The organism is Vibrio sp. Isolate33 (assembly GCF_022397895.1).
GTDB lineage: Bacteria > Pseudomonadota > Gammaproteobacteria > Enterobacterales > Vibrionaceae > Vibrio > Vibrio pomeroyi.
Window position 1 is genome coordinate 307,968 of sequence record NZ_JAKEUP010000002.1, and the last position, 13,833, is coordinate 321,800.

At 45.4% G+C, this 13,833-nt stretch carries 14 protein-coding genes; 8 read left to right on the forward strand and 6 right to left on the reverse strand.

Features of this window, described 5'->3' with window-relative positions; all coding sequences use genetic code 11:
* The first annotated feature begins 6 nt into the window (after nt 1–6).
* On the forward strand, nt 7–1,173 hold the full coding sequence (locus L1D37_RS04630) for a DUF1887 family protein (RefSeq protein ID WP_017632175.1): 1,167 nt from the start codon (nt 7–9) through the stop codon (nt 1,171–1,173).
* Nucleotides 1,174–1,383: 210 nt separating this feature from the next.
* On the opposite strand, the gene udp is transcribed toward L1D37_RS04630, so the two are convergent.
* The 4 genes from udp to L1D37_RS04650 form a co-directional block, all read right to left on the reverse strand.
* Nucleotides 1,384–2,142, reverse strand: coding sequence for a uridine phosphorylase (gene udp, locus L1D37_RS04635; RefSeq protein ID WP_017632176.1), 759 nt, complete (start codon nt 2,140–2,142; stop codon nt 1,384–1,386).
* A gap of 283 nt (nt 2,143–2,425) precedes the next feature.
* Nucleotides 2,426–4,780: a zinc/cadmium/mercury/lead-transporting ATPase gene (locus L1D37_RS04640; protein ID WP_239847032.1), complete on the reverse strand. Its 2,355-nt coding sequence runs from the start codon at nt 4,778–4,780 to the stop codon at nt 2,426–2,428.
* A gap of 165 nt (nt 4,781–4,945) precedes the next feature.
* Entirely contained in the window at nt 4,946–6,409 is a 1,464-nt protein-coding gene (locus L1D37_RS04645) for an MATE family efflux transporter (protein WP_239847034.1), read from the reverse strand.
* Between the two features lie 151 nt (nt 6,410–6,560).
* Complete coding sequence (locus L1D37_RS04650; RefSeq protein ID WP_017632179.1) at nt 6,561–6,977, reverse strand: CBS domain-containing protein; 417 nt, start codon at nt 6,975–6,977, stop codon at nt 6,561–6,563.
* A gap of 304 nt (nt 6,978–7,281) precedes the next feature.
* Between L1D37_RS04650 and L1D37_RS04655 the strand changes: the two genes are divergently transcribed.
* Nucleotides 7,282–7,515 carry a hypothetical protein gene (locus L1D37_RS04655; protein ID WP_239847035.1) on the forward strand — a complete coding sequence of 78 codons (234 nt, stop codon included), beginning with the start codon at nt 7,282–7,284 and terminating at the stop codon, nt 7,513–7,515.
* A 194-nt stretch (nt 7,516–7,709) separates the two neighbouring features.
* Entirely contained in the window at nt 7,710–8,006 is a 297-nt protein-coding gene (locus L1D37_RS04660) for a hypothetical protein (protein WP_239847036.1), read from the forward strand.
* A gap of 163 nt (nt 8,007–8,169) precedes the next feature.
* Here L1D37_RS04660 and L1D37_RS04665 read toward each other — a convergent pair whose 3' ends face one another.
* The gene (locus L1D37_RS04665; protein WP_239847037.1) at nt 8,170–9,126 is read right to left on the reverse strand and encodes a glycosyl transferase family protein; all 957 of its coding nucleotides are present in this window, start codon (nt 9,124–9,126) and stop codon (nt 8,170–8,172) included.
* Nucleotides 9,127–9,364: 238 nt separating this feature from the next.
* Here L1D37_RS04665 and L1D37_RS04670 point away from each other — a divergent pair, with 238 nt between their 5' ends.
* The 3 genes from L1D37_RS04670 (at nt 9,365) to L1D37_RS04680 (ending at nt 11,971) form a co-directional block, all read left to right on the forward strand.
* A complete protein-coding gene (locus L1D37_RS04670; protein WP_239847038.1) occupies nt 9,365–9,973 on the forward strand; it encodes a TetR/AcrR family transcriptional regulator in 609 nt (202 codons plus the stop codon).
* A gap of 123 nt (nt 9,974–10,096) precedes the next feature.
* Complete coding sequence (locus L1D37_RS04675) at nt 10,097–10,591, forward strand: peptidylprolyl isomerase (protein WP_239847040.1); 495 nt, start codon at nt 10,097–10,099, stop codon at nt 10,589–10,591.
* A gap of 237 nt (nt 10,592–10,828) precedes the next feature.
* Complete coding sequence (locus tag L1D37_RS04680; protein WP_239847042.1) at nt 10,829–11,971, forward strand: BamA/TamA family outer membrane protein; 1,143 nt, start codon at nt 10,829–10,831, stop codon at nt 11,969–11,971.
* Between the two features lie 114 nt (nt 11,972–12,085).
* Here L1D37_RS04680 and L1D37_RS04685 read toward each other — a convergent pair whose 3' ends face one another.
* Entirely contained in the window at nt 12,086–12,508 is a 423-nt protein-coding gene (locus tag L1D37_RS04685; RefSeq protein WP_239847043.1) for a cytochrome c, read from the reverse strand.
* 152 nt (nt 12,509–12,660) lie between these two features.
* Here L1D37_RS04685 and L1D37_RS04690 point away from each other — a divergent pair, with 152 nt between their 5' ends.
* Both L1D37_RS04690 and L1D37_RS04695 read left to right on the forward strand, forming a co-directional pair.
* Nucleotides 12,661–13,302, forward strand: a complete 642-nt coding sequence (locus L1D37_RS04690) for a cytochrome b/b6 domain-containing protein (protein WP_239847045.1) — start codon at nt 12,661–12,663, stop codon at nt 13,300–13,302.
* Between the two features lie 17 nt (nt 13,303–13,319).
* Nucleotides 13,320–13,748, forward strand: a complete 429-nt coding sequence (locus L1D37_RS04695) for a MarR family transcriptional regulator (protein ID WP_017633082.1) — start codon at nt 13,320–13,322, stop codon at nt 13,746–13,748.
* Nucleotides 13,749–13,833: the final 85 nt, after the last annotated feature.

A 13,833-nucleotide genomic window follows, 5' to 3' on the forward strand; every position in this document is an offset into this window, starting at 1 on the left:
ATTTATATGGCTGTTCATGTTGGCATTATCGATCAAGACCCCATTCGCTTGCTCACCCCTTTACTTGATAACCGAACGGTCAGCACTCACATCGTGTTTATCGGCGACAAAAATCAAGTCAGTATGTACAAACGTTTAGACAGCGTTTTGCAGAAGCGCGACATTACCAGTGAGTTTTTCGAAATTCCGACCATCGTAAACACGTCCGTTATTAAAGAATCTATCCAAACTCTTGCCGAAGACCTCAAAGCTCGCGGCCAAGAAGTGAAGCTCAACGCAAGTTGTGGCCTACGTCACCGCCTACTTTCTGTTTACGAAGTATTCCGCACTTACCACTGGCCAATCTTCGTGGTTGAACCAAACAGTGACAAGCTTTGCTGGTTGTACCCGAATGGCAAAGAAGACGCGCAAGTTCAAGACCGCATTACTATCGACGACTACCTAACGGTATTTGGTGCTCGTGGTGAATTCAGCGATGTACAACTATCTCCTCAACTTGATCAGAAACTGTATGAACTGGGTGAACGTTGGGCAAGTAACGCACTCGAATTAGGCCCTGGCCTTGCGACATTGAACTACCTAGCAACGACTTGCCGTAAAGAACAGAAACTTGATGTTGGACTATCTGAGAAGCAACAAGGCTACCGTGAACTGAACATGCTTTTAAGTGATTTGGTTGAAGCGAAGATTGCGACTTACGACAACGGTATTTTGACCTTTGCCAACGAAGACGCGCGACGCTTCTCAAACGGTGAATGGTTAGAAACTCTGGTTCACAGCACAGTGAAACAAATCCAAGATGACATGCCGACTATCCAAGACCGTTCGTTGAATGTTCAGGTATACCGTCAACTTGGTGAGCGTGAGGTTCGAAACGAGCTTGATGTTGCATCAGTGGTGAACAATAAGCTGCACATCATCGAATGTAAGACCAAAGGCATGCGTGATGATGGTGATGACACCTTGTACAAACTGGAATCGCTGAGAGACCTACTAGGTGGCCTACAAGCACGTGCAATGTTGGTCAGCTTCCGCCCGCTTCGCCATAACGACATCACACGAGCAGAAGATCTTGGCCTTGCACTGATTGGCCCTGACGAACTGAAAGATCTTAAAACACACCTAACAGCATGGTTTACGGCTGCGGGCGGTAATGAAGATTTAGAGTACTAACAACCAATAGACTCTAAGAGCCAGACTCTCTTAAGCAAATCTAAATAAGGCGAATGACCATTAAGTCACTCGCCTTTTTTGTTGTCTGTTTTCTCTATTGATTACTTTCAGACGGCACAAAAAATGGCCGCATCATTCGATGCGGCCATTTTCAAAATTTAATGTCACTTGAAGACTTAATGCTCTCTAAAACTCAGAGCACTTTAATACTTAAAGCATTTTACGAGCAGCTTCTACAACCACTTTGATTGAACGTGCTTCAGTTACTTTTAGCGTGTCGTGATCAGGCGTCTCTTTTTGAGTACGGTTGATGATTACACCCGCAACACAACCTGCTTTCAGACCAGAACTTGCACACATAGTTAGCAGTGTTGCAGATTCCATCTCGAAGTTTAGAACGCCCATGTCTTGCCATTCTTGCATAGAACCTTGGAAACGCTTAACAACGCGACCAGAGAACGTATCGTAACGCTCTTGACCCGGGTAGAAAGTGTCACTTGAAGCCGTTACGCCCATGTGAACTGCAGCACCAGACTCTTCAACGGCTGCTTTCATTGCTGTTGCCACTTCGAAGTCAGCAACTGCTGGGAACTCCATTGGAGCAAAGTGCAGGCTAGCGCCGTCTAGACGAACAGAACCAGTTGAAACAATCATGTCACCCACGTTTACGTGAGGCTGGATAGCACCAGTAGTACCAACACGAAGGAAAGTGCGAACACCCAGTTGAGCTAGCTCTTCTACAGCGATAGAAGTAGATGGACCACCGATACCTGTAGAACATACAACAACTGGCTTGCCGTCTAGTTCTGCGCGGTAAAGTGTGTATTCACGATGGCTAGCAAGAAATACTGGATTCTCCATCTCTTCTGCAATTTTTTGTACACGAGCAGGATCACCAGGGATGATCGCAAGAGTAGCACCGTTAAGATCTGCTTCAGTAACACCTAAATGGAAAACAGCTTGAGACATAGTTCGCTCCTTTTGGCTTATTGGGCTTTTTACCCTTATTTAAGCTCATAGTAAATTCGTGGGGTACGAACACACTCTAACCAAGCTCACCACAAAATGAAGTGACACCCGTCACATGAATGATCGCAACAAGATTTCAAGTTTCACGAAAAACCGATTGGCATCACAAAAATACGCAATCCATACGCCTGTGTTGCATACTAATGAGACAAAAAGCGCCTTTAACGTATTACCGCTAAAGGCGCTTTGTATATTAAGAATACTCTATGTCGGTGAGCTCGATTTAATCCGCTTTAGATTTGAATCGCAGCAGGCGCAATGCGTTCAATGTGACCAATGCAGTTGCACCACTATCGGCTAACACCGCAACCCACAGGCCGGTGATACCTAGCAAACTCGTCACCAAGAACACACCTTTCAAACCAAGCGCGAGAGCCACGTTTTGACGAATATTGTTCATGGTTGCTTGCGATAGCTCAATCATCGCTGGCAGTTCCGTTAAGCGGTTATGAGTCAGTGCTGAATCCGCCGTTTCCAAGGCGACATCAGTCCCTCCGCCCATCGCGATACCCACGTTGGCAGTTTTCATCGCTGGCGCATCATTGATGCCATCACCGACCATCGCAACGTGCGATTGTTGAGAAAGCTCTTCAACATAAGATACTTTGTCGCTTGGAAGTAGGCTCGCCTTGTACTGCATACCAATCTTGCTACTTATAGCAGCCGCACTGCGTGGGTTGTCACCCGTCAGCATGATAGATTGAATACCCAAATCGTTAAGTCGTTCAATCGCAACCTTAGCGTCACTGCGTAACGTATCTTGCCACGCAATCAAACCAATCGGTGTAACTTGATCTACTGATTCTTCTTGATGCTTAAGCTCTAAAGCAATAACAACCGTTTTACCCTCGCCTTCTAGAGCTTCTACCTGAGACACAACATCAGTATCAAGATCAAAAGTCACTTTAGAAGGTGCTAGAACTTGGTATTTAACACCATCGACATCGCCTTCCACACCGCTACCAATCAGCGCTTTCTTGTTGTGCGATTCTGGGATCTCAATATTCAGCTCGTTTACTTTCGCCACTAGCGACTGCGCCAATGGATGAGTAGAGCCGACTTCGATAGCACCAACCACACGAAGCATCGCGTCTTGTTGCCAACCCGATAGTGTCTGAATATCGGTTACCTGAGGCTTACCCTCAGTCAGTGTACCCGTCTTATCAAAAGCGATGGTTTGAATCTTGCCAAGCTGCTCTAGTGCTGCGCCACCTTTAATTAGTGCGCCACGTTTCGCTGCTGCCGCTAGACCAGAAGTAATCGCAGCAGGTGTCGAGATAACCAAGGCACACGGACAAGCGATCAATAGTAGCGCTAGACCACGGTATACCCATGTTTCCCAAGGTTGAGCAAACAACAGTGGCGGCGTGATGATCACCAACAAAGCAACCAACATCATTAACGGTGTGTACCAACGGCTGAACTTATCAAGGAAGCGTTCCAGTGGTGCTTTACGAGATTCCGCCTCTTCAATCAGGTGAAGAATACGGTCAATCGCATTCTCACCTTGCTTAGAGGTGATAGTAATACGCACAACTTTATCGACCACCACAGCGCCCGCCATGATGCTGTTACCTTCGATGTGTTCAACAGGAACAGACTCGCCCGTTAACGCGCTTTCATCAAAGCTCGCTGCATCAGTCATCAGTTGACCGTCAGCAGGCAAACGAGAACCCGCCGCCACTTCAATGACATCACCAGGAACAAGTTCGCTTACCGCCACTTCAACACGTTCACCGTTGATAATTTTGGTCGCGTTCTCTGGCACCAATGCCATTAAAGCTTGGACGCCACTTCTTGCTCTTGATGACGCAAACGCTTCTAGGCGCTCACCAATCAAGAACAACAGCAACACCATCGCCGCTTCCGCGGTTTCACCAAGATACAAAGCACCGAGCGCAGCGACACTCATTAAGGTTTCGATGGCAAAAGGCGTACCCGAGCGAGCCAATTGCACGGCTTTCTTAGCTACTGGGTATAAACCGAGTAAACAGGTGACAGTGAATAAGCCTTCACTTAATTGAGGAGAAGTGCTTTTCAGAAGCGCAGCGAACAGCATTGCGGCTGCAATCGCTATGATCTGTAAATTGGGTTGAATATGAGCTTGCCAAAAGGTCTCTGGTTGTTGTTTTTCTTTCTTAGAACCCACTTCCGTTAATGGGAAGCCAGTTTTGATAGAGACTTGTTCAATGATGTCAGCAAGACTTTCATTATCGAATTTCACAACCAGTTTTTCGGTAGCAAAGAGGACCTTCGCTTGAATCACACCGTCAATGTTACTGATCGCGTTTTCTATTTTTCTTGCACAAGCTGGGCAGTCCATTCCTGCAACCAACCAACTTTTGGAAAATTGGGCATCGAGAGATAACGTTGAGGACTGACTGTCTTCTTCTCCACTGTCCGATCCACAGCAATCATCTCCAGACGACGATGACGCCGCTGCAGAAGAGCTGCAACATCCTGACGAGGTGCCAGCTGCAGTGATGCTTGAAATTTTAGGGCTAGAGCAACCGGCTCCCACCGCTTGAGGTTGAACGTCCACTTTTGCTGAGCGGCACGCTGCGTGTTTTGCGCACATAATGTATCTCCTTAATACTCAAAAGCCTTGAGGCCGTTGTCGTTTAAGCACAACAACGGAACCTTAAGTTCATCGAAAGTATAAACCTTGGAGGTAGCTCCAAGGTCAAGGAGAAGTTATCGTTTAATGCAATTTATTTAAGAGTCTCAACCAAGTAGGTCGCTCTTACTGAGGCTTAAGCTCGGCACACTCTTCTCTATTCGCGGATACATCATCAATCAGAACGGCATCGTGTGAACAGAAAGGCTGTGTATTCAAACTCACAATAGACACATCATCTTCAACAGGGTCGACCTGAGATCCTTCCATCAACTCTGATATATGGTAACGAAGCACCAAGATACCCAACAAACCGAACAAGATATTACCCAGCGCTTGTCCGTACAGCACGCCTAACGCGCCATACCATTGTGAACCCAAGTAAACGAATGGCAGAGTGCCCAGTGTCGCCTTACCTAAGTTCAACGCCGTTGAATAAAGAGGCTTACCTAGATTATTGAATGAAGTGTTCGCGACAAACAGTGCGCCGTTAAAGGTGAAGGTCAGCGCTACATAGGTACAGAATGCAGCAACAATAACGGCCGCATCACCTTGCAGGCTGAAACCTTGAATCACATAACCTTGCATGAAGTACAAAACAATACACACAGCGATGGTGTACACCGTGGTCACTAACAGCGAGTTATTGAGCGTCTCTTTAACTCTGTCCATTCGCTCAGCACCGAAATTCTGACCAATGATTGGCCCGACTGCGCCAGACAAAGCAAAAATCACAGCAAAACACACTGGCGTTAAACGGCCAATCACGGCAAAGCCTGCCACGAAGTCTTCACCGTATTGCGCAATACCGGTCGTCACAATCGCATTACCAATCGGAGTTGCAGTATTGGTGATAATTGCGGGAATAGCTATGGCCAGAATTGGACGAATATTGATGCGCCACTGCACCATTGAGGGCGGAGCCACCAGCTCATGGCTGCGAATCAAAGGATAAAGCGAGAAGAAGAGAACCGAAAAACGCGCAACGACAGAAGCAATAGCCGCCCCTTCGATGTTCCAACCAAAGCCAAAGATGAATAGAGGATCCAAGATTGCATTCACAATACCGCCAGACAAGGTCGCCCACATCGAACGCTTTGCATCTCCGGCCGCTCTTAATCCGGCACCCGCCGCCATTGCCAAGGCTAGGAATGGTCCACTAGGGAGCAAAATCTGTAAGTAAGCTTGTGCACGTTCTGCCGCCAAACCTTTCGCACCAATCGCCGCGAGCAGTTCAGGGATATAAGCGTACATAATTGCGGTAACCGTCGAACTGATCACAAACGCGGTTAACATGATACTGGTGCTGAGGTTTCTTGCGTGGTCTCTGTCTTTAGAGCCTATCGCCTTTGAAACCAACGCGCCCATTGCAATAGAGGTACCGATCGAAACGGAGGTAGAGAAGAAAGTGAGAGTACCTGCAAAACCGACTGCGGCGGCCAATTCAACTTGTCCCAACATACTGATAAACAGCATGTCGAGTAAATCGACCACAAACAGTGCCATCAAGCCAACAGAGCCAGCCCCCGACATCACCAAGATGTGGCGCATCGTTGAACCTTCTACAAACTTTGCAGTTTGGTTTGACATGAAACCTCCAAAAACTGGAACACCACAAGTCAAAGCTTCGCCGTTTGAGCTCTATGACAACAGATCTACAAAAACTCTACGAAGAAAAAGGCGCTAGTGCGCCTTTTGTCATTTATGGGTGTTGAGAAAAATAATCGTTCTTAACACGCCACTATACAGGATGTTTGAAGCATTCATCTAAGTTCTTGCCAATTGCTCTTAAAACATCTGTTCTGGTGATAATTCCGACCAACTTTCTATTGTCGATCACAGGGTAAGCTTTCGGTTTACCCACTTGCATCATGTCTGCCAATTCAATAATGGATAGATCTGGCGATACCGATAGCACCTCTTGGTACATGCAATCGCCAACAATGTGTGTGTCTTGACAGAAGTAACTTACCTTAACCAATTTTTCTAATAAATCTTGCTCTGAAAGGAAACCAATTACTTGTTCATTATCATCAATAACTGGGCCGCCCATGTGATGGCTGCGCATCACTTTGTCTAGCGCTAGACTTAACGGCATATCAGGAGTGAATGTCACAACCTGCTGCGTCATGTAATCTTTCACTTTAATTGAATGCATTGCGTTCTCCCTAAATACTTTTCGTGATGTCTTTATCTATCTCGTTAACTTAATTGTTGTCTAAAATCTTGATTTTACTAAATGGATTTCAACAATTTTATTGATAGGCAAAACCTAACAAGCCTTAAAAACGAGACAGTAAAAGGCTCGGGAGAGTTTTTGTGGCACAGAAAAAAGAAAAAAAAGAGCCCTTACAAAGCCTTACTTTCTCTTGCTTAGCCTTACTTAGCCGAACTAGCCTGAATAGATAAACCCTGTAACCTTCACCACACTAATAATTAGAAAGTCCCGATTTAGGTAGTTTATGCAACACGACAACAACATGTACGCGTACGTTTATTCAGGTAACGACGGTACAGAAAACACACTCATCGCCACTGTCGATAACCAAGAGCAGCCACTTATCTCAAGCTGTGTTCACGAGATAAAACGCATGTCGAGCTTGGCGATTGATTTGGCTGCGCAACACAACCTGAAAGTGAAGCTCATCAAATATCAGAGAGAACAAGAGATCGACTTCAGTCTCTTCGTAAAGTAGTCCGTCAAAAGCACAAATTTGGTGGAATGATCATAGGCAGTCGCTCTAGTCGCGTTCAAGCATTAGCCGTAATAGCGATAACAATGGTGCGATAACAATGGCTGCCTAATTCGATCTGACAATCTTAACTGTGAAGCGTTATAATAAAGACAACGGTACCTTTGCCGCTTTCCATTGTCTCAACACGGTTCACTATGCCCTCTCCAAGCTCAAATCAAACCTATGTCGCTAAGTATCGCTCAAAGTTAAAGGCCTACTTCAACGAGTTATTGGATTTCCAATCGCGTATTTGGGTGGTGCATATCTTTGAAGATTCCATCACTGACCAATCATTTGTGATAAACGAAGATGGTTTTAAAGAGCCGTTAGAGTGGATGAAAAAACGTGATTACCAAGCCAAGATGCTTGATCGTGTTGATAAGATGAAAATCTCACAAGTGATTGAGATTCAATTTGAAGATAAGATGCACCGACTGATGCGAGTTAAATAACCTCTAGTCTCGGTTCATTGTAGGTAATGCCTATATCAGAAAGGTGCTCACGACTCATCAGAAACAAATGAAGCAGTCACAAATGAATCAGATACAAAAAAGGCCAGCATTCGCTGACCTTCTCTAATGATTTTTCGAACCGCTTTACACTTGTGGTCAAGTGCTAGCGAGCACAGTACGCATCCCAAAGACGGATAGCTTTTGTGTAGGCTTCGGTTTTATCGTGCGTTTCAGCGAAAAGAATCGCCGTCATGCTGTCGACAACAGTGTTTGCCATCAATTCCATCTCATCTTCCGGCGTACCCAGTACACATTCATTCGGCAATGAAATATCAGAGTTCATCATCTCTTCCCAATAAAAAGATTCAACCTTGTCAGGAGAACTCATCCACACCGTTTGGCTAACCTTAGGGTTGTATTCCGATTCGCCGTTCATGCCTTTAAATGAAATCACCGAGTGGGATTTATTGCCAATCACATTCTCAACTTCGGCATGAAGTTGTGGGAAACCTGGGTGGAAACTGCCGCGCAAACCTAAACGACCGCCGCCAGGGTTTAATGCACGAACCACAGTGTTGATTGGCGTACGCAAACCGTAACGGTGTTTCCAACCAATCATAGTTTGAGCTTCTGGCGCAAAGTTAGCGAGCGGCAAGTAAGCGATACCATCCTCTTCTAGAATCTGTTTGGCCTCTTGCGGATCAGCAGCACTACGAACACCGACAAGATCGAGGTGAGTCTCTACGTGTGTGCGTCCACTTGGCTTATCCATGTAGCCATGCATCAATACCTTGTAACCATCGTCAGCCAGTATCTTCGCTGCTAGCAAATTCCAAGGCTTACCACTCGCGTTATCATTACGCTTACCCGCGTAGCAAGGCCAGTCAATGTCGGCACCTAAGTCAGGCACACGAGATTGAAATGCTTTTACAAAGCCTGCAATTTCTTCATTGGTTTCATTCTGCACACGAATCAACATAAGTAGCATTGCCATTTGGTCGTCACCGACCTCACCGCTTAAATACTCATCCATGATGCGATAGGCTTGTTCGAACGATAAAGGCTTGCGCCCCCTTTCCCCTCGTCCAACAGTACGAATACACTCTAAAATACTACTCATTGACTATTAATTCTCTTCCGTAGACATCAATAAAATTTAATACCTCTTCGATTCTATGACACCAATAGCGCGTTGCATAGCGATTCAAGTACTTCTCATCGCTATCCCACTCCACTTCCTCAATCTAAAGGCAACTGAATTCGGAGGAGAAAAGGAAACGGACTGCGGTTCTAAAAGTAAACTTAGTGGTGTAAAATTGGCGTATGCAATACTAACCGCCAGATTGAGTAGTACCCAAATGACTGTCAAAAAAACACTGAGCCAGAAGAAACGTGAATCTATCGTTGCTGCCGCTATCGCAGAGTTTACCGAGCGTGGTTATAAGGCCACCAGCATGGATAAAATCTCTAGCCGAGCCGAAGTATCGAAGCGCACGGTGTATAACCACTTCGCCAGTAAAGAGTTGCTACTGGATGAGATATTAGACAGCATTTGGAGCACAACGCTCGCAGCGACCCATTTCCCATACCAAGCCGAACAACCACTGGCCGAACAGCTTGCGTCTATTGCCAACCAAGAGCTTGAACTTTTGGAATCCGAAGGCTTCATCGACTTATCTCGTGTGCTGTTCTCTGAGTATTTCCATAACGCTGAACTTGCTCATCAAGCGATGGAGAAATACTCCCAAGCTGAGAGTGGCCTGACGATTTGGATCAAAGCCGCCTTGGCTGATGATCGTTTAGTCGAACTCGACCCACTGTTTGCCTCGACTCAATTCATCGCTTTGCTCAAGTCGTTCGCCTTTTGGCCACAGATCATTGGTCATGCTCCGTCACCGGACGCACAGCACAAGCAAGTGATCATTAACTCAAGTGTCGAGATGTTCCTTAAACAGTATCAAGCGTAATACTGGCGGTTAATGGGAATTCAACCACAATGAAACCATCACTGGTATCCGTGGTTATTTTCCCTATACTGCAACCCAATTTCGTGACTCACGATTCAACAAATTCAAACTTTAGGTAGCCCTATGATTACTTTCACCACCAACTTTGGCGATATCGAGATTGAACTCAACCTTGAGAAAGCACCTGTAACCTCGAAAAACTTCCTGAAATACTGCCAAGATGACTTTTATGAAGGCACCACGTTTCACCGTGTGATCGAAGGTTTTATGATTCAAGGTGGCGGCCACACTATCGACATGACAGAAAAGCCAACGCGTGCCCCTATCGTGAACGAAGCGAACCGTGGCCTAAAGAACGTGATTGGTTCTGTAGCTATGGCTCGTACCGACGCACCACATTCGGCAACGGCGCAGTTCTTTATCAACCTTGATGACAACGATTTCCTAGACCATACATCGACCACCAACGCTGGTTGGGGTTACGCTGTGTTTGGTAAAGTATCGGCAGGTATGGATGTGGTTAACAAGATTGCTGTAGCTCCAACGACCACTCGCTGGGGACATGAAGATGTGCCATGTGAAGACATTGTGATCTCGAAAGTCACTATTAACGACTAAATCAGATTCAATAAGCTACGAGCTATAAGTAGCAACCAAGAAACAACCCTCAAATGGTGGGAGCCCTTCTCACCATTTTTACTGTCCATGTTATCAATTGCTCTTATTTCTATACGGTATATTTCCAATACCTACCATTCCCCTGCTATTAATCAGTATTAATGACGTGTTATTATCGCCGCTCGCCGACTATGAAAGTTGAATGCGATTCACTATACATTGGACGTAACACCAACCATGACTCGACACTCTTTTCTGACAGCAGCCTTCTCTTGCTCTGTTGCCAGTTTCTCTGTATCAGCCTTTGAAGTTGATACCCGAGAATCACAAGAACCTGAACTGGATGACCAATTTCGTGTCATTGCGATCCCCTTTTACGATCCAAGTGTCGATACTGGGCTTTCTGTTATTCCCATCTATAACTTCTATGCAGATGGTGAAACCAAAAATGCATCAACGTTATCAGCAACACTGACTTATACCCAGAACGACAGCTACTACATCAAAGCCAACGCAGACCTTTTATTGAACGGTGATTCCCTGCGCTTTACTGGTGAGATGGGCTTTTCTAGCACCAACATTACCTTGGTCGATTTGGTCGATACTAACCACCAAGAGTACAGTTTCGATGGTGACTTCTACTTTAAGGTTTACGACAATATCTACCTTGGTATGGGTCTAGACTACTCAACGGCTCGCTATTTAGCAGATACGCCACGCGACAAGCTGCTGCTTAAGCTCACAGGGTTCAGTGAAGAGTATGAAGCGGACACGGGTGCCAAGCTTTCATTCTTATGGGATGAGCGAGAGCATTACTACTACCCGTATCATGGCTTCTTATTTGAGCTGACGTACGAAAACCACGGCGCGTGGCTTGGAAACGATGAAGATGCGACCTACTCTTCGCTATTCACTGACTATCGTTTTTTCTACAGCTTGACCCACAATGACAACCACATTATCGCTAGCCGATGGGTAACGCGTTACCTGCTTGATGCCGAAAATGCCCCAAGCAGTGCCTACAGTACCTATGGCCGACAAGGACGAAACGTTCAACGCGGTTTTGTTGCTGGTGACCATATCGCCTCGCACATGACCAATCTTGAAATGGAATATCGCTACTCGATTTCTGGCTCGTCTATTAACTTCTTGAACAACGTAGCCGTCGTTGGTTTAACGGGTGTAGGAAAGGTGTTTGGTGAAAGGCTTAACCCGAAAGACCCTTATCATAGCTTTGATGATGGCGACCTTCTGACCATGGTTGGCCTCGGGTTACGCTATCGATTAATGCGCCAAGAACGCATCAATGTACGTATGGACTTCACCTACAACAACGAAGATGAAGTGTTAGCGTATTTTAGTTTGGGTGAGAACATTTAACCCAGCCTAGCTAACCTAAGCTCTAGCGTACTTGCTTACTGATTTGCATACCGTACCAAGCCTGTCGCGATTCGATTCGTACAGGCTTGATGTTTTTAAGCCTCTCAAAATGACTTACCAACGCGAACGATAAGTACGATGGCATGCTCGGCATGTGTTGTTGGCCGCATCTAAACCACGTTTAGCCTTGCTAAGGTCCTGCTCAATACTCGCTTGTTGTAACTCCGTAAAACCTTGATTCATCTGTAGCATCAGCTGATTGAATTTCTCTGGCTTACTCCACACCGTTTCTTTTGCCTTACCACCCGTGTCACTCTCAGCAAAACTGCTGTTCAGTACAATTCCATGCTCAACCAAACTCTCACTTAACTCCCCAACCTTTTTCCAATCTGTATTTCGGTTTCCTAATTCTGAAGACACTTGTTTATTGAGTTTTTCAATGTAGCTGAAAGCCTGTTGACGATTATTCACAACTTCAGTTGCAGCAAACGCCATTACAGGCACGGCGATAAGCAAAGCGATAATCAGTTTTTTCATAGTGTTATTCCTATTCATTAGTCAGTTGATTTGTTGAGCTTTCAATCGGGAATCGATGAGATGCACTTAATTTACACAACAATAGTTGCATGAGCAACTATTGTTGTGTAAATTAATCTCACTTTGAAAAATGACAAGCAGGAAACTGAATAATGAAAATCTGGGATCTACCAACTCGACTCTATCACTGGCTGCAAGCCGCTCTGTTTATTGGCCTTGCTGGATCAGGCTTTAGTGGCAATGGCCCGCACATTTATCTAGGACTCGCACTGTTTAGTTTGATTCTGTGGCGCTTGGTCTGGGGAATGATTGGTAGTGATACCAGCCGGTTTTCGCAGTTTATGAGTTCTCCTCGATCTGCTTGGCAATACCTACGAGGCCAAGTTCAACCTAAGCCGGGGCATAATCCTCTAGGTGCTTGGATGGTTGTGGGGATGATTACAACCTTATTCGTCCAGTGCATCACTGGCCTAGCGATAGCGGGGTTCTTCGATACATTACCGTATTCAGAAGTCATCATCACAGACGCTGTTTTTGACCTTCTCGTCACCGCTCATGCTATTGCCGCACGTATGTTAATCGCTTTTGTAGCACTGCATTTATTGGCTATCTTGGTCTACAAACTGCGCTCAAAGCCTTTAGTGCTCGCTATGATCACAGGCAAACAAAATCAATCGTTATCTACCGCTCATTTCGGAAATGGCACTCAATTGGCTTTTTCATCAAATAGAAAAGCATTGTTGGTGCTAATTGCGTCGGTATTAGTTACGATGGCAATAGTTGTTATGTCATAAGAATTAGGTACTAACGAATGCCAGAAGAGTTTGATAGACAGAATAGTTTTGGATGGATGATCAATGTGATCGCCAACAAAGCGACCAAAGATTTCGATCTTGAGCTAAAGAAACACGGCTTAAGCATCGCATTGTGGCCAACCCTGATGTGTTTATGGGAAGAAGAAGGCGTTACCCAGCGTGATATTGCCGCTAAGTCGAAAGTAGAAAACTCAACGACAACACGAACATTAGATAAGTTGGAAAAGCTTGAACTGGTAGAACGCAGAGCTGACCCACACAGTCGCCGCTCTTTTAGAATCTACCTAACAGAGAAAGGCAAAGCACTTGAAGAAGTGTTAATACCCATCCCAGTTAAGTTGAATGAAGAGCTAATGGCAGCACTTGATGCAAAAGAGCAGCAACAGATGATTGGTTTACTTAAAAAAATGGTCGCCGCTGTCTAGCTCAATAGCTCAATAGCTCAATAGCTCAATAGCTCAATAGCTCAATAGCTCAATAGCTCACGCTAAAGTAACCACTTAGAAACTG